Origin of the sequence: Cellulomonas shaoxiangyii, assembly GCF_004798685.1 — a bacterium.
Classification (GTDB): Bacteria; Actinomycetota; Actinomycetes; order Actinomycetales; family Cellulomonadaceae; genus Cellulomonas; species Cellulomonas shaoxiangyii.
In genome coordinates this window covers 1,739,994-1,764,156 of the sequence record NZ_CP039291.1, presented here as the reverse complement: position 1 = coordinate 1,764,156, position 24,163 = coordinate 1,739,994, and the positions used below count along the sequence as shown (strand labels likewise).

Below are 24,163 nucleotides of genomic sequence, written 5' to 3'. Positions count from 1 at the left end.
TGAGATCGATGGCCGCCCAGAGCGGACTTCGGCTCCCCGACCGCGCCCCGGACGCTCAAAGGCCCGCCCCGCCGAAGCGGTGCGGGCCTCTGACCTGCATGAACCTGTCGGGCTGACAGGATTTGAACCTGCGACCCCTTGACCCCCAGTCAAGTGCGCTACCAAGCTGCGCCACAGCCCGATGGCCCCCGTAAGGGCCGTCGAGAACTCTACCGCACGGTCCGGGGCTGCTCCGACCCCGCCCCGGCGGCGGCGTCCGCCTCGTCCGCACGCGCGTCGTCACGCTCCTCCTGCGCCCGGCGCAGCACCGCCAGCTCGGCGCTGACGACGCCCAGCACGAGCAGGTCGACCAGCAGCCCCCAGCTCGCGTCCCACTCCGACAGCCGGAACAGGAAGAACTGCGTCACGAGCAGGCTGACGAGCCCCGAGCGGCGGAACCAGCGGTACCCGTCGACCGCGTCGCGCCCGACGCGCAGCAGCCCCATGACGGCGAGCAGCACGCCGACCACGCCGCTGACCACGACGCCCGCCGCGACCCACCAGAGCCCGCCGAGGTCGCCCCACCGCAGCAGGCCGCGCGTGATGGTGACGACCGCGGCACTGACGAGCAGGAGCACGGCGACCCACGGCACCAACCGGGCGCGCACCAGGGCGTGCAGGACGCGCACCGTCCCCCGTGCGACCGCACCCACGGGGTCGGGCAGCTCGTCGTCGTCCTCGGGCACCGCGCGGAGCAGCGCGGCCGTCTCGGCCGCACCGCGCACGTCGCCGGCCTCCTCGAGCAGCGTCCGCGCCCGGTTGCGCGCGTCGTGCGTGAAGCCGCCGGCCACGCCGGCGACGGCCTCGTCCACCGCGCCGGCGAGGGCCTCACGCGGGTCGCGCGGACGCCGGCCGTGCAGCCACTCGACGACGAGCCCGAGCGCCACGACGGTCGCGTAGATGATCGCCGCGGTCGGCTCGTAGAAGTAGTCGTTGTCGCTGGTGACGAACTTGCCGACCTCGTCGACGAACAGGCCGAAGCCGATGCCGCCGAGCACCGCACCGATCGGGCGCAGCACGGGCCCGAGGAACGAGAGCAGCAGCAGGAACGCGACGGCCATGAGCAGACCGCCCCACAGCACGTGCGCGACGTGCAGGTCGCCGCCGCCGAGCTGCGGGTACCCCGACGCGGCCAGCAGGGCCCGGGTGACGAGCACCGTCGCCGCGGTGACGGCGAGGAAGGTGCCGAGGTGGCGGGTCGCGCGCGGGTCGCGCGGCAGTCCCAGGCGCAGCAGCAGGTGCACGGTCGCGTGCCCCGCCGCCACCACCGCGTCGGCCGCCTGACCGTCCGGCTGACCCCCGTCCGGCTGGTCCCCGTGCGGCCGAGCCGCGGCAGGCTGCCCGCCCCGCCCGTCGGTCATCGGCGTCGCTTCTCCCGCACGCGGACCGAGATCGAGATGGGCGACCCCTCGAACCCGAACGTCTCGCGCAGGCGACGCTCGATGAACCGGCGGTACGGCGGCTCGAGGAAGCCGGTCGCGAAGATGACGAACCGCGGCGGCCGCGTCGACGCCTGCGTGGCGAACAGGATGCGCGGCTGCTTGCCACCGCGCAGCGGGTGCGGGTGCGCCGCGACGAGCTCGCCGAGGAACGCGTTGAGGCGTCCCGTCGGGATGCGGGTGTCCCACGACTCGAGCGAGCGCTCGAGCGCCGGCACCAGGCGGTCGGTGTGCCACCCCGTCCGCGCGGAGACGTTGACGCGCGGCGCCCACTGCACCTGCACGAGCTGCTGCTCGATCTCGCGCTCGAGGTACGGGCGGCGGTCCTCGTCCATGAGGTCCCACTTGTTGTAGGCGACGACGAGCGCGCGCCCGGCGTCGATGACCTGCTGGACGATCCGGATGTCCTGCTCGGTCATGGGTGCCGACGCGTCGACGAGCACGACCGCGACCTCGGCCTTCTCGATCGCGGCCTGCGTGCGCAGCGACGCGTAGAAGTCGGCGCCGGACGTCTGGTGCACGCGGCGGCGGATGCCCGCGGTGTCGACGAACACCCACGGCTTGCCGCCGAGCGCGACGAGCTCGTCCACCGGGTCGCGGGTCGTGCCGGCGGTCTCGTCGACGACGACGCGCTCGGACCCGACCACCTTGTTGAGCAGGGACGACTTGCCGACGTTCGGCCGGCCGACGAGCGCGACGCGACGCGGGCCGTCGGGCAGCGCGACGCCGTGGGCCGACTCGGTCGGCAGCGCGTCCATGGCGGCGTCGAGCAGGTCGCCCGTGCCGCGGCCGTGCAGCGCCGAGATCGGGTGCGGCTCCCCCAGCCCGAGGCTCCAGAGCGTCGCGGCGTCGGCCTCGACGGCCGGGCCGTCGACCTTGTTCGCGACGAGCACGACGGGCTTGCCCGACCGGCGCAGCAGGCGCACGACCTGCTCGTCGGTGTCGGTGGACCCGACCGTCGCGTCGACGACGAACAGCACGGCGTCCGCGAGCGAGATGGCCACCTCGGCCTGCTGGGCGACGCGCGCGTCGATGCCCGCGACGTCGACCTCCCAGCCGCCGGTGTCGACGAGCATGAAGCGGCGGCCCGACCACTCCGCGGGGTAGCTCACGCGGTCGCGGGTGACGCCCGGGTTGTCCTCGACGACGGCCTCGCGGCGGCCGAGGATGCGGTTGACGAGCGTCGACTTGCCGACGTTCGGGCGCCCCACGACGGCCAGCACCGGCAGGGGTGCCCGGGCGTCGTCGTCGAGGTCGCCGTCGGCGTCGCCCTCGAGCAGGGCGAGGTCCTCGTCGGCGAGCTCGTACTCCTCGAGGCCCGCGCGCAGGGCGCGCTCGCGCGCGGCGTCGTCCACGGTCGCGTCGGCGTCGAGCCCGGCGGCCACGTCGGAGTCGGCGCTCACGTCCACCACCGCGGCGTCGTCGGGGTCGGCGGCGGGCGCGGGCAGGGCGGGGTCCGGCTGGGTCATGCGCCCATTCTCCCCCGTCCGGCGCGCGGCCACCGCCACCGGTCGTCCCGGCCGCGCGGACGCGTCGGCGCGGCGGGCAGGCACCGCCCGCGCGGCGCTGTCGGCAGCGCCGGGGCGCGGTCCCGTGCCGACCTCAGGCCGACGGTGCCCGCACGTCGTCGCCGGGCAGGGTGATGCCCGTGCGCGCCGACGTCCCGGCGACGAGCGCCGCGAGCGCCGTGCGGACCCGCTGGGCGCCGAGCGCGACGCTCTCGCGCCGGCTCACGCCGTCCGCCGCGAGGTCGAGCGGCTCGCCGAACTCGACGACGAGGCGGCGCCGCAGCCCCGGCAGGTGCCCGAGCGGCTCCCCCGTGCGGCGCGTGCCCAGGATCGCCGCGGGCACGACCGGCGCACCCGAGTGCACGGCGAGCCACGCGATCCCGGCCCGCGCGTCCTCGACCGACCCGCGCCCACGGTTGCCCTCGGGGAAGATCCCCACGGCGCCGCCGCGGCGCAGCACGGCGAGCGCGCTCTGCAGCGCCGGCCGCCCCATGCCGCGGTCGACCGGGATCTGCCCGGCGCCGCGCAGCACGCGGCCGACCGGACCGTGGAACATCTCCTGCTTCACGAGCACGTGCAGCGGCCGCGGGGCCGCGCCGACGAGCAGCGGCCCGTCGGCGAGAGAGACGTGGTTCGCGGCGATCAGCAGCGGGCCGTCCGCCGGCACGCGGTCCGCCCCGACGACCTGCGTGTCCCACACGCCGTGCACGAGGGCGCGCCCGATCGCGCGGGCCCACCCCGGCACCTGGGTCGGCGCCCCCGGAACCTCCCGCCCGGCGCTCACCGGCGGGCCGCGAGCGCCCGCTGGACGACGTCGAGCACCGCCTGCACGGTGCCGGGCAGGTCCAGGTGCGACGAGTCGACCGTCACGACCCCGTCGGCCGCGACCTGGAACTGCACGACGGTCGAGTCGTCGGCGTCACGGCGCACGACCTGGTCCCGCGTCGCGGCGACGGCGGCCGCGTCCGCGGTGCCGTGCAGCTCGCGCGCGCGGCGGGCGAGCCGGGCCTCCTCGCTCGCGGTCAGCAGGACGCGCACGTCCGCGTCCGGCGCGACCACGGTGGTGATGTCGCGGCCCTCGGCGACCACGCCGCGCCCGCCCGACCAGCCGGCGGTGCGCTCGGCATCGATCGCGGCGCGCTGCCGGCGTCCGAGCTCGGCGCGCGCGTCGAGGTTCGTCGCGACGGCGCTGACGGCGGCGGAGATGCGGGTCTCGCGGATGTCCGCGGTGACGTCCGTCCCACCGACGCGCACGGTCGGGTCGTCCGGGTCGACGCCCATCTCCAGCGGCAGCCCGCGGACGGCGTCCGCGACGGCCCGCGCGTCGGCGAGCGGCACGCCCTGGTCGAGGCACCACCAGGTCGCCGCCCGGTACATCGCCCCCGTGTCGAGGTACGCCAGCCCGAGCCGGCGCGCCACCTCCTTCGACACGCTCGACTTGCCCGACCCGGACGGGCCGTCCACCGCCACGACGGTGCTCAACTCACCAGCCTCCATCCCCGAGCGGTCAGCTCGGCCTCCAGGTGCTCGGCGCGCGCCGGCAGCACCGAGATCGCCGCCATGCCGACCGGCCGGCCGGCGGCGTGCTCGAGGCTCAGGTCCTCGATGTTGACGTCCGCGGCGCCCACGTCGCCGAACAGGCGGGCGAGCTCGCCGGGCCGGTCCGGGACCAGCACCGTGACCACCGCGTAGTGCTTGGTGGCGCCGCCGTGCTTGCCCGGCACGCGGGCGACGCCGGCGTTGCCGTCCGCGATGGCGCGGGCGATCGCCGCGAGCGCGCCGAGCTCGACCTGCTCCGGTCCGTCGGCCTTCGCGGCGAGCGCCAGCGCACCGAGCAGCACATCCAGGTCGTCGCGCAGCCCGGCCAGGACGCCGTGGACCGCGTCGGCGTTCGCAGCGAGGATCGACGTCCACAGCGCCGGGTCCGACGCGGCGAGGCGCGTGACGTCGCGCAGGCCCTGCCCGGCGAGCCCCAGCGCCGCGTCGCCGAGCCCGCGCAGGCGCGCCGCGACCAGGCTCGACGCGATCTGCGGCACGTGGGAGACGACCGCCACCGCGGCGTCGTGCTCGTGCGCGTCCATGCCGACGGGCACGGCGCCGAGGTCGACCGCCAGGTGGCGCACCGCGAGGAGCGCCGCGTCCGAGGACGCCCCCGAGTCCGCGATCACCCACGGCCGGCCGAGGAACAGGTCCGGCACGGCCGCCGACGGTCCCGACCGCTCGCGCCCGGCCATCGGGTGCGAGCCGACGTACCGCGTCAGGTCCGCACCCCACGCGCGCAGCTCGGAGAGCACGTAGCCCTTCACGCTCGCGACGTCCGTCACGACCGCGTCGGGGTGCGCCGCGAGCGCGTCGCGCACGGCGTCGGCCGTCACGTCGGGCGGAGCCGCGACGACGACGAGCACCGGCTCGGCGTCGCCCGGCGTCACGGGCTGCCCGGCCCCGACGTCCCGGGCGAGCGCGAGAGCCGTGCGCGACGGGTCCGCGAGCTGCACGGGCACGCCGTGCTGCGTCAGGGCGAGCCCGACCGACGTGCCCAGCAGGCCCGTGCCGACCACCCGCACCGGCCCGGTGGTGGCGATGCTCACATGCCCACCGACGTCATGAGCGACCCCACCTCCGTGCGCGAGAGCACGCGCGTGCGCCCGGGGCGCAGGTCGCCCAGGCGGATGGGTCCGATCTTGGTGCGCACGAGGCGGGTCACGGGGTGGCCGACCTCGTCGAACATGCGCCGGACCACGCGGTTGCGGCCCTCGTGCAGGACGACCTCGACGAGGCTCGCCTGCGGCGTGGTCTGGACGACCTTGAAGTCGTCGACCGTGACGGTGCCGTCCTCGAGCTCGATGCCCGCCCGCATGCGGTTGCCCAGCGCGGCCGTCACGCGGCCCTCGAGCTCCACCAGGTAGGTCTTGGGCACGCCGTGCGACGGGTGCGACAGGCGGTTCGCCAGGTCGCCGTCGTTCGTGAGCAGGAGCAGGCCCTCGCTGTCGGCGTCGAGCCGGCCCACGTGGAAGAGCCGCTCCGTACGGTCCTGGACGTACTGGGCGACGCTGGGGCGGCCCTCCGGGTCGTGCATCGTGGAGACGACGCCCTTCGGCTTGTTCAGCGCGAGCGTCACCATCGCCGAGTCCAGCTGCACGCGCATGCCGTCGACGTGGATCACCGCGCTGGTCGGGCTGACGCGCACGCCCAGCTCCGTGACGACCTGGTCGTCGACCGTCACGCGCCCGGACGCGATCAGCTCCTCGCACGCGCGCCGCGACCCGAGACCCGCCGTGGCGAGCACCTTCTGCAGGCGCACGCCGTCGGGGTCGTGCACGTCGACCGGCTCCGGCGTGGGACGCCGCTGCGGCCGTCGTGCCGCGCCGCCCGCCGCTCCGCCGCGTCCGGCGCCCGGCCGTCCGCCGCCCTGTCCTCCGCGGCCGCCCCGCGCGCCGCCTCCGCTCGCACCCGCAGGCGCACCCCCGCGTCCGCGGTGCCCGCGACCTCCGCCACTCATCGTCTGCTCTCCCGTCCTTCAGCCGTGTCGACGCCGTCGAGCCCGTCGATGTCGGGCAGGTACGGCGCCAGCGGGGGCAGCTCGTCGAGGTCCGACAGGCCCATCCGCTCCAAGAAGTATCCCGTGGTCCCGTAGAGGACCGCACCGCTCGCCGGTTCCGTGCCCACCTCGGCGACCAGTCCCCGGGTCGTGAGCGTGCGCATGACGCCGTCCACGTTGACCCCGCGCACCGCGGAGACCTGCCCGCGCGTCACCGGCTGCCGGTACGCGACCACCGCCAGCGTCTCCAGCGCCGCCTGCGTGAGCCGGGCCGTCTGCCCGTCCACGACGAAGCGCCCGACGACGTCGCCGTACGCGGGCGCGGAGTAGACCCGCCACCCCGCCCCGGCCCGCCGCAGCTCGAAGCCGCGGACGCGCCCGCCGCGCTCGCCGCGGTACTCCGCGGCGAGCTCGTCGAGCAGCGCCTCGACGCGCTCGGTCGGCAGCGCCAGCGCCGTCGCGAGCCGCACGGCCGGGATCGGCTCGTCCGCGACCATGAGCACCGCCTCCAGGGCCGCGAGCGCGCCACCGGGCAGCGCCTCGACGTCGAACGCCAGCGCGTCCGGGTCGTCGGCGCCGTCGACGGCGCCCCCGGGACCCTGCGCGTCGGCACCGTTGCCGTCGGCCCGCACCTGCTGCTCGCTCATCCGTCCTCCTCGTCGCCGCGCGCCGCGCCCGCGATCGCCGCCACGTCCGCCTCGGTCACCGCCGCCGCGGGCGCGTCGTCGGGCACCTCCCCCGCGGTCCGGTCGAAGTCGTCCGACACCGCGACGTCACCCTCCGCGCTCCCCGTCCACCGCACCGTGAGCTCGCCGAGCGGCGCGACCTGGTCGAACGCCACCACTCCCTCGCGGAACAGCTCCAGCAGCGCGAGGAACCGCACGACCACGACGACCGGCTCGCCGGCGTCGGCGGTGAGCGTGCGGAACGTCGTCGCACCCTGGTGCCGCAGGCGGTCGACCAGCACGGCCGCCTGCTCGCGGACGCTGACCGCCGGCGCGTGCAGGTGGCTGAGGTCGACGCCCGGTGGTGCCGGCCGGGGCGCGAGCGCCCGGGCCGCCAGCTCGGCGAGCCGCTCGGGGCCCATCTGCCACACGAGCTCGGGCAGCAGCGCGGCGAGCTGCGGCTCCAGCTGCACCGACCGCCCGTACCGGCGCGCCTCCGCGTCCAGCCGCGTGGCGAGGTCCGCGGCGACCACCTTGTACGCCCGGTACTGCAGCAGCCGTGCGAACAGCAGGTCGCGGGCCTCGAGCAGCTCGAGGTCCTCGGCGTCCTCGACCTGGGCGGACGGCAGCAGCCGCGCCGCCTTGAGGTCCAGGAGGGTCGCCGCGACCACGAGGAACTCGCTCGCCTGCGACAGGTCCCAGTCCCGCCCACCCGCGGCCGCCGCCCGCTCTCCCGTCCGGATGTGGGCGATGAACTCGTCCGTGACCTGCGCGAGGGCGATCTCCGTGATGTCGAGCTTGTGCTTGGCGATCAGCCCCAGCAGCAGGTCGAACGGTCCGCTGAAGACGTCGAGGTGCACCTCGAAGCCGTGCGTGCCGGCGGGCGCGGCGCCACCCGGCGCCCTACCCGGTGCGTCGGCGGTCGTCGCGCCGTCCGGCGCCCCCTGGTCGGTGACGGCCGCGCCGTCAGGCGGCGTCGCCACGCGCCACGAGCTCGCGCGCGAGCTGGCGGTACGCCGCGGCACCGGCGTGCGTCGGCGCGTACACGGTGATCGGCTCGGCGGCGACGGTCGCGTCCGGGAACTTCACGGTGCGGCCGATGATCGTGTGCAGCAGGGTGTCGCCGAACGCCTCGTGCACGCGCGCCACGACCTCACGCGCGTGCAGCGTGCGCGAGTCGTACATCGTGGCGAGGATGCCGTCGACCTCGAGCCGCGGGTTCAGCCGGTCGCGGACCTTCTCGATGGTCTCGACGAGCAGCGCGACCCCGCGCAGGGCGAAGAACTCGCACTCGAGCGGGATGAGCACGCCGTGCGCCGCGGTCAGCGCGTTCACGGTCAGCAGACCGAGGGACGGCTGGCAGTCGACGAGCACGACGTCGTACTCGTCCAGCACGGGCCGCAGGACCCGGCTGAGCACGGACTCGCGGGCGACCTCGCCGACCAGCTGCACCTCGGCCGCGGACAGGTCGATGTTGGCGGGCAGCAGGTCCAGGCCGTCGACGGAGGTCGGCCGGATCATCTCGTGGATGTCGGCGTCCCGCTCCATCAGCAGGTTGTAGACCGTGCGGTCCAGCTCGTGCGGGCTGATCCCCAGGCCGACCGAGGCGGCGCCCTGCGGGTCGAAGTCGACGATCAGCACGCGGCGGCCGTACTCGGCGAGCGCCGCGGCCAGGTTGATGGTCGTCGTCGTCTTGCCGACGCCGCCCTTCTGGTTGCACATCGCGATGACGCGCGCGGGGCCGTGCGACGCGAGCGGCGCCGGGACCGCGAAGTGGGGCAGCGGACGCCCCACGGCGTCCCGCTGCTGCTCGGTCGTCTCCTGGCTCATCGGCTCACCTTGCTCCCCGGGCCCGGTCCGGGCTCACCTCGCGGGCAAACCTACCGGAGCCGGAGGCGCGCGCGGCGACGACCCTCCGTGCCACGCCGGGGCGTGGTGGACGTCACCGCGCGCGCGGGTGGCTCGCCGCGTAGACCTCCCGCAGCGTGTCCGGCGTCACGAGCGTGTAGACCTGCGTCGTCGTCACGGACGCGTGCCCCAGCAGCTCCTGCACGACGCGCACGTCCGCGCCGCCCGCCAGCAGGTGCGTCGCGAACGAGTGGCGCAGCGTGTGGGGCGACACGTGCTCGGCACCGTCGAGGCCGGCGCGCTCGGCGGCCGTGCGGAGCACCGCCCACGCCGACTGACGGCTCAGGCGCGCGCCGCGCGTGTTGAGGAAGACGGCTGCGGTCCCGCGGCCACCGGCGGCGAGCGCGGGCCGGGCGCGCACCAGGTACGCCTCGACCGCCTCGGCGGCGAACGAGCCGACCGGCACGACGCGCTCCTTGGACCCCTTGCCCAGCAGGCGCACGGCCGCGCGGTCGGGCGCCAGCTCGAGGTCGTCGACGTCGAGGCCGACCGCCTCGGAGATCCGGGCGCCCGTGGAGTAGACGAGCTCGAGCAGCGCGCGGTCGCGCAGCGGGACCGGTCCGTCGCCGATGCCGGCGGCGTCGATCAGCCGGCCGACCGCCTCGACGGAGATGGCCTTCGGCAGCCGCTTGGGCTGCGCGGGCGGGCGCACCTGCGCCGCGGCGTCGGTCGGGGCGAGGCCGTCCAGGGCGAGGAACCGGTGCCACCCGCGCAGGGCGACCACGCTGCGGGCGGCCGACGCGGGCGACAGCACCGCGCGCCCGTCGGAGCCGGTGCGGAGCACGAGCACGTAGTCCTCGACGTCGCGCTCGGTGATCTCACCGGGCGTCGCGCGTCCGGCCGACCGGAGGTGCTCGACGTACCGCGTCAGGTCGCGCCGGTACGCGGCGAGCGTGTGCGGCGCGAGGCCGCGCTCGACCGTCAGGTGCGCCAGGTAGCCCTCGAGGGCCGCGCTCAGCGCGTCGCCGGCCACGGCGTGCGCGTCACAGCGGGAGGAAGACGTCCACCGCGATCGCGACCGACAGCAGCGTCAGGTACGTGATCGAGCCGTGGAAGACGGACATCGCCTTGAGCGGGCCGCGCTGCGGGTCCTGCGCCCGGCGCAGGAGCTGCACGCAGCTCCACAGGAACCACAGACCCAGGGCGGCGGCGACGACGGCGTACACCCAGGTCATGCCCGCGACCGGGACGAGCAGCAGCGAGCAGGCGATCATCGCGACGGTGTAGGCGATCATCTCCCACGCCACGCGCGTGTCGGCGGCCACCACGGGGAGCATCGGCACGCCCGCGGCGGCGTAGTCGCGCCGGAACTTCATCGACAGCGGCCAGTAGTGCGGCGGGGTCCAGAAGAAGACGACCCCGAACAGGAGCAGGGCCGACCAGGACACGCCGCCCGTGACGGCCGACCAGCCGATGACGACGGGCATGCACCCGGCCGCGCCGCCCCACACGATGTTCTGCGGCGTGCGGCGCTTGAGGATCATCGTGTAGCCGACGACGTAGATCGCGATGGCCGCACCCGTGAACAGGGCGGACGCCGGGTTGACCGCGAACCACAGCCACGCGAGCGAGACGGCGCCGAGCACGTTGCCGAACACCAGCGCGGCGCGCGGCGACACGCGTCCGGTCACGATCGGCCGCCGGCGGGTGCGGTTCATCACCGCGTCGATGTCGCGGTCGAGGTACTGGTTGAGCGTGTTCGCGGCCCCGGCCGCGCCCGCGCCGCCCACCAGCGTCGCCACGACGAGCCCGAGGGGCGGGAAGCCGCCGGCCGCGAGGAACATCGTGGGGATGGTGGTGACGAGCAGCAGCTCGATGACCCGCGGCTTCGTCAGCGCGACGTAGGGCCCGACCGCCCACCGCAGACGCGCCGCCAGCCCCGTCGGCGGCGGCCCGCCGACCGTCCGCGCGTCGTCCGCCACCCGCTCCGCGGCTCCGTCGTGCGCCCCGGGGGCGTCGGCGGTGCTCGCATCGAGGGACGGGCTGGAGGGGCGCACGCGCAGGGGTGTCCGTTCGGGAGCGAGGTGGCACGGTCACCGTCATGCTACGGCTCCTGCACCGCACGGGGGCGAGCGGTCGGACCGCGGCACCCGCGCGGGGGCGTGAGATGCGTCGCAGGCACCCGCCCGACCGTGCTGGAAAGCGTTTGCCTGTCCGATTGGACCCCCCGCGCGCAGGTCAGCCCGTGCGCTATAGGCTCGACGCGCACGAGCCCGTCCGACGACGTGACGGGCCGCACACCCCGGACGCCGCCTCGTCGGCTCGCGCCCGGGTCACGCTCGACAGCGACGTCCCGCACGCGCGGGGCGGGAATGAGGTGTGGTGAACGCGAAGGCTCCCCTGGCCTCGACCGTGGGCTGGTCCGCCCTGGACCTGCGGGCGGTGGACACCGTCCGGGTCCTCGCCGCGGACGCGGTGGAGAAGGTCGGCAACGGACACCCGGGCACGGCGATCAGCCTCGCCCCGGTGGCCTACCTGCTCTACCACGACGTCATGCGGCACGACCCGACCGACCCGCACTGGCTCGGTCGCGACAGGTTCGTCCTGTCCGCCGGGCACTCCAGCCTGACGCAGTACATCCAGCTGTACCTGGGTGGCTTCGGGCTCGAGCTCGAGGACCTCGCCGCCCTGCGCACGTGGGGCTCGAAGACCCCCGGCCACCCCGAGTTCCGCCACACCAGCGGCGTCGAGATCACCACCGGACCGCTCGGCCAGGGCCTCGCCTCGGCCGTCGGGTTCGCCATGGCGGCCCGTCGCGAGCGCGGCCTGCTCGACCCCGACGCGGCACCGGGCGAGAGCCCGTTCGACCACCACGTCTACGTCATCGCCTCCGACGGCGACCTGCAGGAGGGCGTGACGAGCGAGGCGAGCTCGCTCGCCGGCACGCAGGAGCTCGGCAACCTCGTCGTCCTGTGGGACGACAACCACATCTCGATCGAGGGCGACACCGAGATCGCCTTCACCGAGGACGTCGCCGCGCGCTACGAGGCGTACGGCTGGCACGTGCAGTCCGTGGACTGGACGGCCGGCGGCGAGTACCGCGAGGACGTCGACGCGCTGCACGCGGCGATCGAGGCCGCGAAGGCCGTCACGGACAAGCCCTCGTTCATCCGCGTGCGCACGCTCATCGCGTGGCCGACGCCGGGCAAGACCGACGACCACTCCTCGCACGGCTCGAAGCTCGGCGGCGACGCCGTGCGCGGCCTGAAGGAGCTGCTCGGCTTCGACCCGGAGAAGTCGTTCGACGTCGCCCCCGAGGTGATCGCCCACACGCGGGCCCTCGCCGACCGGGCCGCGCAGGAGCGCGCCGTCTGGCAGGAGAAGTTCGACGCGTGGGCGTCGGCCAACCCGGAGCGCAAGGCGCTGCTCGACCGGCTGCGCGCCGACGAGCTCCCCGAGGGCTGGGCCGACGTGCTGCCGACCTTCCCGGCCGGCAAGGCCGTCGCGACCCGCGCGGCGTCGGGCGAGGTGCTCGCCGCGCTCGCGCCCGTGCTGCCCGAGCTGTGGGGCGGCTCGGCCGACCTCGCGGGCTCCAACAACACGACGATGAAGGGCGAGCCGTCCTTCCTCCCCGCCAAGCGCTCGACGCACGAGTTCGCGGGCGACCAGTACGGCCGCACGCTGCACTTCGGCATCCGCGAGCACGCGATGGGGGCGATCCTGTCGGGCATCCGCCTGCACGGCCTGACGCGGCCCTACGGCGGCACGTTCTTCACGTTCTCGGACTACATGCGCGGCGCCGTGCGCCTCGCGGCGCTCATGGGCGTCAACGTCACCTACGTGTGGACGCACGACTCCATCGGCCTCGGTGAGGACGGCCCGACGCACCAGCCCGTCGAGCACCTCACCGCCGTGCGCGCGATCCCGGGCCTCGCCGTCGTGCGCCCCGCCGACGCGAACGAGACGGCACAGGCGTGGAAGGCCGCGCTCGAGCGCACGGACGGCCCCGCGGCGCTCGTGCTCACGCGGCAGAACGTCCCGACGTTCCCGCGTGGCGAGCAGGGCTTCGGCCCCGCTGAGGGCGTCGCCCGCGGTGCGTACGTGCTGCTGGACGCGTCCACCGGCACGCCCAACGTGGTGCTGATCGCCACGGGCTCCGAGGTGCAGATCGCCGTCGAGGCGCGCACCGTGCTCGAGGAGGCCGGCGTCGCCACGCGCGTCGTCTCGGCCCCCTGCCTGGAGTGGTTCGCCGAGCAGGACGACGAGTACCGCGAGTCGGTCCTGCCGTCGTCCGTGCGCGCGCGCGTCTCCGTCGAGGCGGGCATCGCGATGTCGTGGTACAAGATCGTCGGCGACGCCGGCCGGTCCGTCTCGCTCGAGCACTACGGCGCGTCGGCGGAATACCAGACCCTGTACCGCGAGTTCGGGCTGACGTCCGAGGCGGTCGTCGCGGCGGCCCACGAGTCGCTCGCCGCCGCTCGCGGCGACCAGGGCCCGGCCGACACCTCCGGGGCGTCGAACCAGTCCGGCACGGGCGACCTGCCCGCCTGACACCCGGTGCGGCGGGCCGCCTCGAGCGGCCCGCCGCACCACCATGCACGCACCCGTCGGGGGACGAAGGGGAAACGACCATGACAAGCTCCACCCCGCTGCACCAGCTGCACGACGCCGGCGTGGCCGTCTGGCTCGACGACCTCTCGAGGGAGCTGCTCCGGACCGGCGAGCTGGCGAGGCTGGTCGAGCGCGGCGTCGTCGGCGTGACCACCAACCCGACGATCTTCGCGAGCGCCCTCACCAAGGGGAACGCCTACGACGAGCAGCTCGCCGAGCTCGCGGCCGCGGGCGCGTCCGTCGACGAGGCGGTCGTGCAGATCACGACGGACGACGTGCGCGAGGCGTGCGACGTCCTGCGCCCCGTGCACGACGCCACGCAGGGCGTCGACGGACGCGTGTCCATCGAGGTCGACCCGCGTCTCGCGCGCGACACCGAGGGCACGCTCGCGTCGGCACGCACGCTCTGGTCCACGATCGACCGCCCGAACCTGTTCATCAAGATCCCCGCGACCGTCGAGGGCCTGCCCGCCATCGCGGCCGCCCTGGCCGAGGGCATCAGCGTCAACGTCACGCTGATCTTCTCGCTGCAGCGGTACCACGCCGTGCTCGACGCGTTCGTCGAGGGCCTGGAGCGGGCACGCGCGGCCGGGCTCGACCTGGCTCCGATCGGCTCGGTCGCCTCCTTCTTCGTCTCGCGCGTCGACGCCGCGATCGACCCGCGCCTGGACGCCATCGGCACCGCCGAGGCGGACGAGCTGCGCGGCAAGGCCGCCCTCGCCAACGCCCGCCTCGCGTACGGGGTGTACCAGGACGTGGTCGCGGGCGAGCGCTGGGGCGCCCTCGCGGCCGCCGGTGCCCGGCCGCAGCGTCCGCTCTGGGCGTCGACGGGGGTCAAGGACCCGCGCTACCCCGACACGCTGTACGTCGAGGACCTCGTCGTCGCCGGCTCGGTCAACACCATGCCCGGCAAGACGCTGGACGCGGTCGAGGACCACGGCGTGCTGCGCGGCGACACGGTCACGGGCCTGCAGGAGGCGTCCGCGGCGCTCCTCGACCGGCTCGAGGCGCTCGGCATCTCGGTCGACGAGGTCACCGAGCACCTCGAGGTCGAGGGCCTGGAGAAGTTCGAGGCGTCGTGGACCGAGCTGCTCGAGACGGTGGAGAACGGCCTGCGGGACGCCCCCACCGCGGGTGCCGACCGGTGAGCCCCGCCACCGTCGCGGAGGGCCGCAACCCGCTCCGCGACCCGCGCGACCGCCGGCTGCCCCGCATCGCCGGGCCCAGCGGCCTCGTCATCTTCGGCGTCACGGGCGACCTGGCGCGCAAGAAGCTCATGCCGGCGGTGTACGACCTCACCAACCGCGGTCTGCTTCCCCCCGGCTTCGCGCTCACCGGGTTCGCCCGGCGCGACTGGGCGACGCAGGACTTCGAGCAGGTCGTGCACGACGCCGTCAAGCAGTACGCCCGCACCCCGTTCCGGGAGGCGACCTGGCGGCAGCTGGCCGAGGGCATCCGCTTCGTCCAGGGCACGTTCGACGACGACGACGCGTTCGACCGCCTGCGCGAGACCGTCGAGGACCTCGACGTCTCCCGCGGCACGGGCGGCAACCACGCGTTCTACCTGTCGGTGCCGCCGAGCTCGTTCCCGGTCGTCTGCAAGCAGCTCGCGCGCTCCGGCCTGTCGCAGCCGCGCGAGGGCACCTGGCGGCGCGTCGTGATCGAGAAGCCCTTCGGGCACGACCTGAAGTCGGCGCGCGAGCTCAACGACATCGTGTCCTCGGTGTTCCGGCCGGACGACATCTTCCGGATCGACCACTACCTCGGCAAGGAGACGGTCCAGAACCTGCTCGCGCTGCGGTTCGCGAACCAGCTGTTCGAGCCGATCTGGAACGGCAACTACGTCGACCACGTGCAGATCACCATGGCGGAGGACATCGGCATCGGTGGCCGCGCCGGGTACTACGACGGGATCGGCGCGGCGCGCGACGTCATCCAGAACCACCTGCTCCAGCTGCTCGCGCTCACGGCGATGGAGGAGCCGGTGTCGTTCGACGCCGCGGCCCTGCGCGCCGAGAAGACGAAGGTCCTGTCGGCGGTGCGCCTCCCGCGCGACCTCGGCAAGCACACCGCGCGCGGCCAGTACACGGCGGGGTGGCAGGGCGGCGAGAAGGTCATCGGCTACGCCGAGGAGGAGGGCTTCAACCCCGACTCGACGACCGAGACGTACGCCGCGATCCGCGTCGACATCGACACGCGCCGCTGGGCCGGCGTGCCGTTCTACCTCCGGACGGGCAAGCGTCTGGGCCGGCGGGTCACGGAGATCGCGGTCGTCTTCAAGCGCGCGCCACACCTGCCCTTCGAGTCCACCGCGACCGAGGAGCTCGGGAAGAACGCGCTCGTCATCCGCGTCCAGCCGGACGAGGGCGTGACGCTGCGGTTCGGGGCGAAGGTGCCGGGCACGCAGATGGAGGTCCGCGACGTCACGATGGACTTCGGCTACGGCCACGCCTTCACCGAGTCGTCCCCCGAGGCGTACGAGCGCCTCATCCTCGACGTCCTGCTCGGCGACCCGCCGCTGTTCCCCCAGCACGAGGAGGTCGAGCGCTCCTGGGAGATCCTCGACCCGATCACGGAGTACTGGGCCGCGCACGGGGCCCCCGACGAGTACCGCGCCGGCACGTGGGGCCCGGCCTCGGCCGACGAGATGATGGCCCGCGACGGGCGCGCCTGGAGGCTGCCGTGATCATCGACATGCCGGACACGACGACCCGGGACATCAACAAGCGCCTCCTGCAGGAGCGCGAGGAGGGCGGCGCCGTCGCGCTCGGGCGGGTGCTGACGCTCATCATCGACGTCGGCCCGAACGACCCGGAGGAGGCGATCGAGGCGGCCAACGAGGCGAGCCACGAGCACCCGTGCCGGATCGTCGTCCTGGTCGAGCGCCCGGACGAGCGGTCTGCCGTGCTGGACGCGCAGATCCGTCTCGGTGGCGACGCCGGTGCCAGCGAGGTCGTCGTCCTGCGCGCGTCCGGCGACGTGCTGTCGCACCTCGACACGCTCGTCATGCCGCTGCTCCTGCCCGACGCGCCGATCGTGGCCTGGTGGCCGCACGACGTCCCCGAGAACCCCTCGGAGCACCCGTTCGGCCGCATGGCCCAGCGGCGCATCACCGACGCGAGCCAGTGCGACGACCCCGGCGCGACCCTCCGGCGTCTCGCCGCGGTGTACGCCGACGGCGACACCGACCTCGCCTGGACGCGCGCGACCCTGTGGCGCGGGCTCATCGCCGCGACGCTCGACCAGCCGCCGTTCCAGCCCGTGCAGCGCGCGGTCGTCGTCGGCGAGAGCACGCACCCGTCGGTCGACCTCATGGCGGCGTGGCTGGCGGAGGCGCTGCGCTGCCCGGTCGAGATCGAGCGGGTGCCCGGCGCGCCGGCGATCACGCAGGTGCGGCTGCAGCGGGCGTCGGGCGACATCGTGCTCGACCGGCCCGACGGCAAGACCGCCGCGCTGCGCCAGCCCGACCAGCCGGAGCACCGCATCGCGCTGCCGATCCGTCAGCTGCGCGAGTGCCTGGTCGAGGAGCTGCGACGCCTCGACGCCGACGAGGTGTACGGCGAGGTCCTGCAGAACGGGCTCGCCCGCATCGACGCCTGACCGGCGTCGCCCCGGGGGCGTGCACCGAGCCGGTGCACGCCCCCGCGGCACGTCGTCCCCGCCGCCACCGGAAGGATGCCGCCGTGAGCCCGCACGCCGCCCCCGAGATCGTCGTCCACCCGGATGCGGAGGTGCTCGCGGCGGCCACCGCCGCGCGGCTCCTCACGCGTCTGGTCGACCTGCAGTCCCACCGCGCGCCGCTGCACCTCGTGCTCACCGGTGGCACGGTCGGGACGGCCACCCTGCGCGCGGTCGCGACGAGCCCCGCGCGCGACGCCGTCGACTGGTCCCAGGTCCACCTGTGGTGGGGGGACGAGCGGTTCCTGCCCGCGGGCGACCCGGAGCGCAACGAGACGCAGGCGCGCGAGGCGCTGATCGACGCGCTGGGCGACGCCCTCCCGGCCGCCAACGTGCACCCGGTCCCACCCCGGTCCGACGCCGTGCCGGACGCCGACGCGGCCGCACGCGCCTACCGCGCCGAGCTGACGACGCACGCGCCGGAGGGCCTGCGCGCGCCGGTGCCCGACGTCCTGCTCCTCGGCGTGGGCCCGGACGGCCACGTCGCCTCGCTGTTCCCCGGCAAGCAGACCCTGCACGAGCACCACGACCTCGTCGTCGCGGAGCACGACTCCCCCAAGCCTCCGCCGGAGCGCGTCTCCCTGACGTTCCCGGTGATCAGGTCCGCCCGCGAGGTGTGGCTCGTGGCGGCGGGCGCGGAGAAGGCCGCGGCGGTCGCACGGGCGGTCGCCGGCGGCGACGTCGCGGACACGCCCGCCGCCGGCGCCGTGGGCACCGAGCGCACGCTGTGGCTCCTGGACGTCACCGCCGCACAGGACCTGCCGGCAGCCGACGCGACGGCAGGCGGCGCCGGAGCCCCCGCGGCGAGCCCGACGTCGTCCGACGCCGATCCGGCCCCGGAGGCGCTGTGGGCCCGGGTCGACGACTACCTGGCCGCGGTCGTCGAGGAGCCGCCGGCCGCGGCCGCCGTGGCCGCCGCCGCGGCGGCGGCAGGACTGCCGGACATCGCCGTCGCGCCCAGCCAGGGCCGGTTCCTCCAGCTCCTGGCCGCCGCCGTCGGCGCGCGTCGGGTGCTCGAGATCGGCACCCTCGGCGGGTACAGCACGTGGTGGCTCGCTCAGGCGCTGCCCCCGGACGGTGTCGTCGTCACGCTCGAGCTCAGCGAGCCGCACGCCGCGGTCGCGCGCACGTCGCTGGACGCCGCCGGCGTCGGTGACCGCGTCGAGCTCCGCGTGGGCCCGGCCGCCGAGTCGCTCGACGCGCTGGTCGCCGACGACGGCGAGCCGTTCGACCTCGTGTTCGTCGACGCGGACAAGCAGCAGCTCGCCACGTACGTGGACCGCGCGATCACGCTGTCCCGCCCCGGTGCGCTCATCGTCGTCGACAACGTCGTCCGGCGGGGCACGGTCGTGGACAGCGCGCACCCCGACGACCGTGTGCACGGTGTCCGCTCGTTCATGACCGCCGTGGCGCGCGATCCCCGGGTCGACGCGACCGCGCTCCAGACGGTGGGCGTCAAGGGCCACGACGGGTTCGCACTGCTCCGCGTGCGCTGAGACGTCCCCCGCCGGCCCCGCACACGGCGCGACGCCCCGGCACCCGCTCCGGATGGAGCACGGGTGCCGGGGCGTCGGCGTCAGGACGTGAGCGGCGAGCCGGTCAGCGCCGGCCGCGGCGGGCGCGCAGTGCGGCGAGCGCCTCGTCCAGGAGGGCAGCGCCGTCCTCGTCGCTGCGGCGCTCCTTCACGTAGGCGAGGTGCGTCTTGTAGGGCTCGTTCTTGATCGGCGCCGGCGGGTTCGCCGGGTCCTGACCCGCGGGGAAGCCGCAGCGCGGGCAGTCCCACGTCTCGGGTGCGTCCGCGGCTGCCTCCTCCGCGAAGCTCGGCCGGGTCTCGTGGCCGTTGCCGCACCAGTACGAGATCCACACGCGCGGAGCGGCGTCGCCGCGCTCCGCCTCGCCCATGGGTCCCGCGCCGACGCGGGACCCTCTGATCGCGCTCCCGCTCGCCATCGCCGATGCCTCTCAGTCCGCGAACTTCTCGATGAGCCCGAGCAGGACGATCATGACCGTCCACACGAGGGCGACCGCCACCGTGATGCGGTTCAGGTTGCGCTCGGCCACGCCGGACGAGCCCGCGCCGGCCGTGATGCCGCCGCCGAACATGTCGGAGAGTCCGCCGCCCTTGCCCTTGTGCAGCAGCACGAGGGGGACCAGCAGGAGGCTGGTGAGCACCAGCAGCACCTGGAGAGAGATTCGCAGGGCAGTCACGTCGGTGGGCTTCCTCAGCTCGGCGGTCATGGCGCGGGCCGCGCCGCCGGGTGGCGGCGGCACGACGACCGCGGTACAGGGTAGGCGACGCGGGGCGGTGCGAGCCAGCACCACCCCGCGTCGCCGGCACGCGTCGGGACGCGCGCACGTGGGTCGAGCGGTCAGCCGACCTGGTGGGAGCGGAAACGGACGATCTTCGCGAACTCCTCGGGGTCGAGGCTCGCACCACCGACCAGGGCGCCGTCGACGTCGGGCTTCGCCATGATCGACGCCACGTTGGACGACTTCACCGAGCCGCCGTAGAGCACGCGCACCGCGTCGGCGGTCGCCTGGTCGTAGAGCTCACCGACACGCACGCGGATCGCCCCGCACAGCTCCTGGGCGTCCTCCGGCGTGGCGGTCTCGCCCGTCCCGATCGCCCAGACGGGCTCGTACGCGACGACGAGGCCGGCGACCTGCTCGGCCGTCAGGCCCTGGAGCGCGCCGTCGAGCTGCGCGAGCGTGTGCGGCACGTGCTCGCCCGCCTTGCGCACCTCGAGCGGCTCCCCCACGCACAGGATGGGCACGAGGCCCGCGGACAGCGCCGACCTCACCTTGGCGTTCACCAGGGCGTCGTCCTCGTGGTGGTACTGCCGGCGCTCGGAGTGGCCGACGGCCACGTACGTGCAGCCGAGCTTGGTGAGGAACAGCGGCGAGATCTCGCCGGTGTACGCACCGGACTCGTGGGCCGACACGTCCTGCGCGCCGTAGACGAGCTCGAGCTTGTCCGCGTCGACGAGCGTCTGCACGCTGCGCAGGTCGGTGTACGGCGGGAGCACCGCGACCTCGACCGACGCGTAGTCGTGCTTCGCGTCCTTGAGCGTCCACGCGAGCTTCTGCACGGTGTGCGTGGCCTGGTGGTGGTCCAGGTTCATCTTCCAGTTGCCCGCCATCAGCGGGGTACGGCTCTGCGCCACGGGTCAGTCCTCCAGCACTGCGATGCCCGGGAGGGTCTTGCCCTCGAGGAACTCCAGCGACGCGCCGCCGCCGGTGGAGATGTGGCCGAAGTCGGCCTCGTCGAAGCCGAGCGTGCGCACGGCCGCGGCGGAGTCGCCGCCCCCGACGATCGTGAAGCCGCCGTTGCGGCCCGCGTCGACCAGCGCCTGCGCGACGGCACGCGTGCCGGCGGCGAACGCCTCGAACTCGAACACGCCGGCGGGGCCGTTCCAGACGACGGTCTTGGCGTCGACGATCTTCGACGCGAAGAGCGCGGCGCTCTCGGGGCCGATGTCCAGGCCCATCTGGTCGTCCGGGATCGCGTCGGCGGGGACGACCGTCGCCGGCGCGTCGGCCGCGAACCGAGGTGCCACGACGACGTCGACGGGCAGGACGATCTCGACGCCGCGCTCGGCGGCCGTCGCGAGGTAGCCCTTCACCGTCTCGACCTGGTCCTCCTCGAGGAGGCTCGTGCCGACCGAGCGGCCCTGCGCCGCGAGGAACGTGAACAGCATGCCGCCGCCGATGAGCAGGCGGTCGGCCTTGCCGATCAGGTTCTCGATGACGCCCAGCTTGTCCGACACCTTGGAGCCGCCGAGGACGACGACGTAGGGACGCGCCGGGTCGTCGGTCGCCTTGCGCAGCGACTCGACCTCCTTGAGCACCAGCTGGCCGACCGCGTGCGGCAGGCGCTGCGCGACGTCGTAGACCGACGCCTGCTTGCGGTGCACGACGCCGAAGCCGTCGGAGACGTAGGCGTCGACCAGCGACGCCAGCTCGTCCGCCAGCGCGCCGCGCTCGGCCTCGTCCTTCGACGTCTCGCGGGCGTCGAAGCGCACGTTCTCGAGCAGCGCGATCTGGCCGTCCTCGAGCCCCGCCACGGTCGCCTTCGCGGACTCGCCCACGAGGTCCTCGGCGAGGGCCACGGGCTGGCCCAGCAGCTCGCCGAGACGCTCCGCGACGGGCGCCAGCGAGTACTTCGGGTCGGGAGCGCCCTTGGGGCGGCCGAGGTGCGCCACGACGACGACGCGAGCGCCCTTGGCGAGCAGCGCCTGCAGGGTCGGCAGCGCCGCACGGATGCGGCCGTCGTCGGTGATGGTCGTGCCGTCGAGCGGCACGTTGAAGTCCGAGCGGACGAGCACGCGCTTGCCGCGCAGGTCGCCCAGGTCGTCGATGGTCTTCATGGTCTCCTACCTCGCTGCCGCCGGGCGGTGCCGGCGGCCAGGTGCGGTGCCCCGGCGACGGCCGGGGGTCGGGGCGGACGGCCCCGGACACAGCAGCGTCCGCGTGCGCCGGGCCGGTGGCCTCGGCGCACGCGGACGCATGGACTGCCTACGGGCGCGTCGTCAGGAGAGACGCTCGCCCACGTACTCGGTGAGCTTGACGAGGGAGTTCGAGTAGCCCCACTCGTTGTCGTACCAGGCGACGACCTTCACGAGGTCGCCCGAGACCTTGGTGAGCTTCGAGTCGAAGATGCTCTGGTGCGGGTCCGTGACGATGTCCGAGGACACGATCTCGTCCTCGACGTACTCCAGGACGCCCTTCAGCGGACCGTCGGCGGCGGCCTTGACCGCGGCGTTGACCTCGTCCACGGTCACCTCGCGCGAGGCGGTGAAGGTGAGGTCCGTGGCGGAGCCGGTGATCGTCGGCACGCGCAGCGCGTAGCCGTCGAGCTTGCCCTTGAGCTCGGGCAGGACGAGCGACACGGCCTTGGCGGCACCCGTCGACGTCGGGACGATGTTCTGGGCGGCGGCGCGGGCACGGCGCAGGTCCTTGTGCGGCCCGTCCTGCAGGTTCTGGTCGCCCGTGTACGCGTGGATCGTCGTCATGAGGCCGCGCTCGATGCCGATCGAGTCGTTGAGGGCCTTGGCGAGCGGCGCGAGGCAGTTGGTCGTGCACGACGCGTTGGAGATGATGTGCTGCGTCGCCGCGTCGTACTGCTCGTGGTTCACGCCGACGACGAAGGTGCCGTCCTCGTTCTTGGCCGGGGCCGAGATGATGACCTTCTTCGCGCCGGCGTCGATGTGCGCCCGGGCCTTCGTGGCGTCCGTGAAGAAGCCGGTCGACTCGATGACGATGTCGGCACCCAGCTCGCCCCAGGGCAGGTCCGCCGGGTTGCGCTCGGCGAGCGCCCGGATGGCCTTGCCGTCGACGATGATGTTCTCGTCGTCGAAGTCCACGCTCAGCGGGAAGCGGCCGAGGACGGTGTCGTACTTGAGCAGGTGGGCGAGGGTCTTGTTGTCCGTCAGGTCGTTCACCCCGACGATCTCGATGTCGGCCCCCGAAGCCACGATGGCGCGGTAGAAGTTGCGCCCGATGCGGCCGAAGCCGTTGATGCCGACCTTGATGGTCACTTGCCCTCCTCGGCACGCGCCGAGCTGAACCCGGCGCACACAGTTGGTGTCGGTCACGCACGCCGCTGTGCGTCCCGGTCGTCGGCCCGCAGCGGCGCCGGGACGTTGCCCAGCGTGTTGCGCGCGCGTTGCGATCGGATGACCCGAGCCTATACCCCGGTGCTCAGGTCCCGCCCATGACGTTGGTCCGCCCCCGGCACCCGTTCGCATGCTGGACGGACCGCGGAACGTGCACCGGCGCCCCCGGACCCGCCCCGCGGACGCGTCAGAGGTCGAGCAGGTCGGGGCTGAGGCCGGCCTCGGTGTCGGGGATGCCGAGCTCCACGGCCCGGCGGTCGGCCGTCGCGAGGAGGCGTCGGATGCGACCGGCGACCGCGTCCTTGGTCAGGGGCGGGTCCGCGAGCTTGCCCAGCTCCTCCAGCGACGCCTCCTTGTGCGCGAGCCGCAGCTCGCCCGCGTGCCGCAGGTGGTCGGGCAGGTCGTCGCCGAGGATCTCGAACGCGCGCTCGACGCGGGCGCCCGCCGCCACGGCGGCCCGTGCGGAGCGCCGCAGGTTGGCGTCGTCGAAGTTCGCCAGCCGGTTGGCGGTGCCGCGCACCTCGCGCCGGACGCGGCGCTCCTCCCAGAGCAGCATCGTGTCGTGCGCACCCAGACGCGCCAGCATCGCGCCGATGGCGTCGCCGTCGCGGATCACGACGCGGTCGACCCCGCGCACGTCCCTGGCCTTCGCGGTGATCCCGATGCGGCGGGCCGCGCCGACGAGCGCGAGCGCCGCCTCGGGGCCGGGGCACGTCACCTCGAGCGCCGACGACCGCCCGGGCTCGGTCAGGGAGCCGTGGGCCAGGAAGGCGCCCCGCCACGCGGCCTCGGCCTCACCCGTGCCCGCCGAGACGACCTGCGGCGGCAGGCCTCGCACCGGGCGACCGCGGTTGTCGAGCAGACCCGTCTGGCGGGCGAGGGACTCGCCCTCCTTCACGACGCGCACGACGTACCGGCTGCCGCGGCGCAGGCCGCCACCGGAGACCACGATGATGTCGCTCTCGTGCCCGTAGACCTCCGCGATCGCCTGCCGCAGGCGACGGGCGGCGATGCCCGTGTCGAGCTCCGCCTCGATGACGATGCGCCCGGAGATGATGTGGAGGCCACCGGCGAAGCGGAGGGTCGCGGAGATCTCCGCCTTGCGGCACGAGATCTTGTCCACCTTGAGGCGGGCGAGCTCGTCCTTCACCTGTGCCGTCAACGCCATGCGGTCATCCTGCCATTGCCGGACACATGTCCGTGGTCGCCTCCCGCTGCGCCG

The 24,163-nt window shown here is 74.6% G+C and carries 22 protein-coding genes and 1 tRNA gene; 5 read left to right on the top strand and 18 right to left on the bottom strand.

The annotated features are described in order from the left end of the window. Positions 1–107 precede the first annotated feature (107 nt). The 12 genes from E5225_RS08090 to E5225_RS08035 form a co-directional block, all read right to left on the bottom strand. Positions 108–181, bottom strand: a tRNA-Pro gene (locus tag E5225_RS08090). A 28-nt stretch (positions 182–209) separates the two neighbouring features. After that, the gene (locus E5225_RS08085; protein ID WP_243738002.1) at positions 210–1,400 is read right to left on the bottom strand and encodes a hypothetical protein; all 1,191 of its coding nucleotides are present in this window, start codon (positions 1,398–1,400) and stop codon (positions 210–212) included. Beyond that, a complete protein-coding gene (der, locus tag E5225_RS08080) occupies positions 1,397–2,947 on the bottom strand; it encodes a ribosome biogenesis GTPase Der (RefSeq protein ID WP_166435850.1) in 1,551 nt (516 codons plus the stop codon). The genes E5225_RS08085 and der overlap by 4 nt, the downstream gene beginning before the upstream one ends. A 133-nt stretch (positions 2,948–3,080) precedes the next feature. Then, a complete protein-coding gene (locus E5225_RS08075) occupies positions 3,081–3,770 on the bottom strand; it encodes a lysophospholipid acyltransferase family protein (RefSeq protein WP_135971798.1) in 690 nt (229 codons plus the stop codon). After that, positions 3,767–4,483, bottom strand: coding sequence for a (d)CMP kinase (gene cmk, locus E5225_RS08070; RefSeq protein WP_135971797.1), 717 nt, complete (start codon positions 4,481–4,483; stop codon positions 3,767–3,769). The genes E5225_RS08075 and cmk overlap by 4 nt, the downstream gene beginning before the upstream one ends. After that, complete coding sequence (locus E5225_RS08065; RefSeq protein WP_135971796.1) at positions 4,465–5,574, bottom strand: prephenate dehydrogenase; 1,110 nt, start codon at positions 5,572–5,574, stop codon at positions 4,465–4,467. The genes cmk and E5225_RS08065 overlap by 19 nt, the downstream gene beginning before the upstream one ends. Further along, positions 5,571–6,485: a pseudouridine synthase gene (locus E5225_RS08060; protein WP_135971795.1), complete on the bottom strand. Its 915-nt coding sequence runs from the start codon at positions 6,483–6,485 to the stop codon at positions 5,571–5,573. Before E5225_RS08060 ends, E5225_RS08065 begins: the two co-directional genes overlap by 4 nt. Continuing rightward, the gene (gene scpB, locus E5225_RS08055) at positions 6,482–7,171 is read right to left on the bottom strand and encodes an SMC-Scp complex subunit ScpB (RefSeq protein ID WP_135971794.1); all 690 of its coding nucleotides are present in this window, start codon (positions 7,169–7,171) and stop codon (positions 6,482–6,484) included. Before scpB ends, E5225_RS08060 begins: the two co-directional genes overlap by 4 nt. Then, positions 7,168–8,172: a segregation and condensation protein A gene (locus E5225_RS08050; protein ID WP_135971793.1), complete on the bottom strand. Its 1,005-nt coding sequence runs from the start codon at positions 8,170–8,172 to the stop codon at positions 7,168–7,170. Before E5225_RS08050 ends, scpB begins: the two co-directional genes overlap by 4 nt. Continuing rightward, complete coding sequence (locus tag E5225_RS08045) at positions 8,156–9,019, bottom strand: ParA family protein (protein ID WP_135971792.1); 864 nt, start codon at positions 9,017–9,019, stop codon at positions 8,156–8,158. The genes E5225_RS08050 and E5225_RS08045 overlap by 17 nt, the downstream gene beginning before the upstream one ends. A 112-nt stretch (positions 9,020–9,131) precedes the next feature. Next, positions 9,132–10,070 (bottom strand): site-specific tyrosine recombinase XerD, encoded by a 939-nt coding sequence (locus E5225_RS08040; RefSeq protein ID WP_208012425.1) that lies wholly within the window; start codon positions 10,068–10,070, stop codon positions 9,132–9,134. Positions 10,071–10,080: 10 nt separating this feature from the next. After that, on the bottom strand, positions 10,081–10,974 hold the full coding sequence (locus tag E5225_RS08035) for a heme o synthase (RefSeq protein ID WP_243738017.1): 894 nt from the start codon (positions 10,972–10,974) through the stop codon (positions 10,081–10,083). A 445-nt stretch (positions 10,975–11,419) separates the two neighbouring features. Between E5225_RS08035 and tkt the strand changes: the two genes are divergently transcribed. The 5 genes from tkt to pgl all read left to right on the top strand — a co-directional run bounded on the left by tkt (position 11,420) and on the right by pgl (position 18,822). After that, positions 11,420–13,588: a transketolase gene (gene tkt / locus E5225_RS08030; RefSeq protein WP_135971790.1), complete on the top strand. Its 2,169-nt coding sequence runs from the start codon at positions 11,420–11,422 to the stop codon at positions 13,586–13,588. Between the two features lie 80 nt (positions 13,589–13,668). Then, positions 13,669–14,796: a transaldolase gene (gene tal, locus E5225_RS08025; RefSeq protein ID WP_135971789.1), complete on the top strand. Its 1,128-nt coding sequence runs from the start codon at positions 13,669–13,671 to the stop codon at positions 14,794–14,796. After that, the gene (gene zwf, locus E5225_RS08020) at positions 14,793–16,334 is read left to right on the top strand and encodes a glucose-6-phosphate dehydrogenase (protein ID WP_135971788.1); all 1,542 of its coding nucleotides are present in this window, start codon (positions 14,793–14,795) and stop codon (positions 16,332–16,334) included. Before tal ends, zwf begins: the two co-directional genes overlap by 4 nt. Further along, positions 16,331–17,248 carry a glucose-6-phosphate dehydrogenase assembly protein OpcA gene (gene opcA, locus E5225_RS08015; RefSeq protein WP_135971787.1) on the top strand — a complete coding sequence of 306 codons (918 nt, stop codon included), beginning with the start codon at positions 16,331–16,333 and terminating at the stop codon, positions 17,246–17,248. Before zwf ends, opcA begins: the two co-directional genes overlap by 4 nt. A gap of 83 nt (positions 17,249–17,331) precedes the next feature. Further along, positions 17,332–18,822 carry a 6-phosphogluconolactonase gene (gene pgl, locus E5225_RS18205; RefSeq protein WP_135971786.1) on the top strand — a complete coding sequence of 497 codons (1,491 nt, stop codon included), beginning with the start codon at positions 17,332–17,334 and terminating at the stop codon, positions 18,820–18,822. A gap of 103 nt (positions 18,823–18,925) precedes the next feature. On the opposite strand, the gene E5225_RS08005 is transcribed toward pgl, so the two are convergent. The 6 genes from E5225_RS08005 to whiA form a co-directional block, all read right to left on the bottom strand. After that, on the bottom strand, positions 18,926–19,276 hold the full coding sequence (locus E5225_RS08005) for an RNA polymerase-binding protein RbpA (protein WP_135971785.1): 351 nt from the start codon (positions 19,274–19,276) through the stop codon (positions 18,926–18,928). A 12-nt stretch (positions 19,277–19,288) separates the two neighbouring features. Beyond that, on the bottom strand, positions 19,289–19,534 hold the full coding sequence (secG, locus tag E5225_RS08000) for a preprotein translocase subunit SecG (RefSeq protein WP_135971784.1): 246 nt from the start codon (positions 19,532–19,534) through the stop codon (positions 19,289–19,291). Between the two features lie 161 nt (positions 19,535–19,695). Next, on the bottom strand, positions 19,696–20,490 hold the full coding sequence (gene tpiA, locus E5225_RS07995; RefSeq protein ID WP_135971783.1) for a triose-phosphate isomerase: 795 nt from the start codon (positions 20,488–20,490) through the stop codon (positions 19,696–19,698). A gap of 3 nt (positions 20,491–20,493) precedes the next feature. After that, the gene (locus E5225_RS07990) at positions 20,494–21,693 is read right to left on the bottom strand and encodes a phosphoglycerate kinase (RefSeq protein ID WP_135971782.1); all 1,200 of its coding nucleotides are present in this window, start codon (positions 21,691–21,693) and stop codon (positions 20,494–20,496) included. 162 nt (positions 21,694–21,855) lie between these two features. Then, the gene (gap, locus tag E5225_RS07985; protein WP_135971781.1) at positions 21,856–22,863 is read right to left on the bottom strand and encodes a type I glyceraldehyde-3-phosphate dehydrogenase; all 1,008 of its coding nucleotides are present in this window, start codon (positions 22,861–22,863) and stop codon (positions 21,856–21,858) included. Positions 22,864–23,128: 265 nt separating this feature from the next. Further along, on the bottom strand, positions 23,129–24,109 hold the full coding sequence (whiA, locus tag E5225_RS07980; protein ID WP_135971780.1) for a DNA-binding protein WhiA: 981 nt from the start codon (positions 24,107–24,109) through the stop codon (positions 23,129–23,131). Between the last annotated feature and the right edge of the window lie 54 nt (positions 24,110–24,163).

Bases quoted from the DNA above. Each gene is read 5' to 3' on its own strand.
- E5225_RS08085 (WP_243738002.1), bottom strand. From the start codon at position 1,400: ATGACCGACGGGCGGGGCGGGCAGCCTGCCGCGGCTCGGCCGCACGGG.
- der (WP_166435850.1), bottom strand. From the start codon at position 2,947: ATGACCCAGCCGGACCCCGCCCTGCCCGCGCCCGCCGCCGACCCCGAC.
- cmk (WP_135971797.1), bottom strand. From the start codon at position 4,483: ATGGAGGCTGGTGAGTTGAGCACCGTCGTGGCGGTGGACGGCCCGTCC.
- E5225_RS08060 (WP_135971795.1), bottom strand. From the start codon at position 6,485: ATGAGTGGCGGAGGTCGCGGGCACCGCGGACGCGGGGGTGCGCCTGCG.
- scpB (WP_135971794.1), bottom strand. From the start codon at position 7,171: ATGAGCGAGCAGCAGGTGCGGGCCGACGGCAACGGTGCCGACGCGCAG.
- E5225_RS08045 (WP_135971792.1), bottom strand. From the start codon at position 9,019: ATGAGCCAGGAGACGACCGAGCAGCAGCGGGACGCCGTGGGGCGTCCG.
- tal (WP_135971789.1), top strand. From the start codon at position 13,669: ATGACAAGCTCCACCCCGCTGCACCAGCTGCACGACGCCGGCGTGGCC.
- E5225_RS08005 (WP_135971785.1), bottom strand. From the start codon at position 19,276: ATGGCGAGCGGGAGCGCGATCAGAGGGTCCCGCGTCGGCGCGGGACCC.
- E5225_RS07990 (WP_135971782.1), bottom strand. From the start codon at position 21,693: ATGAAGACCATCGACGACCTGGGCGACCTGCGCGGCAAGCGCGTGCTC.
- whiA (WP_135971780.1), bottom strand. From the start codon at position 24,109: ATGGCGTTGACGGCACAGGTGAAGGACGAGCTCGCCCGCCTCAAGGTG.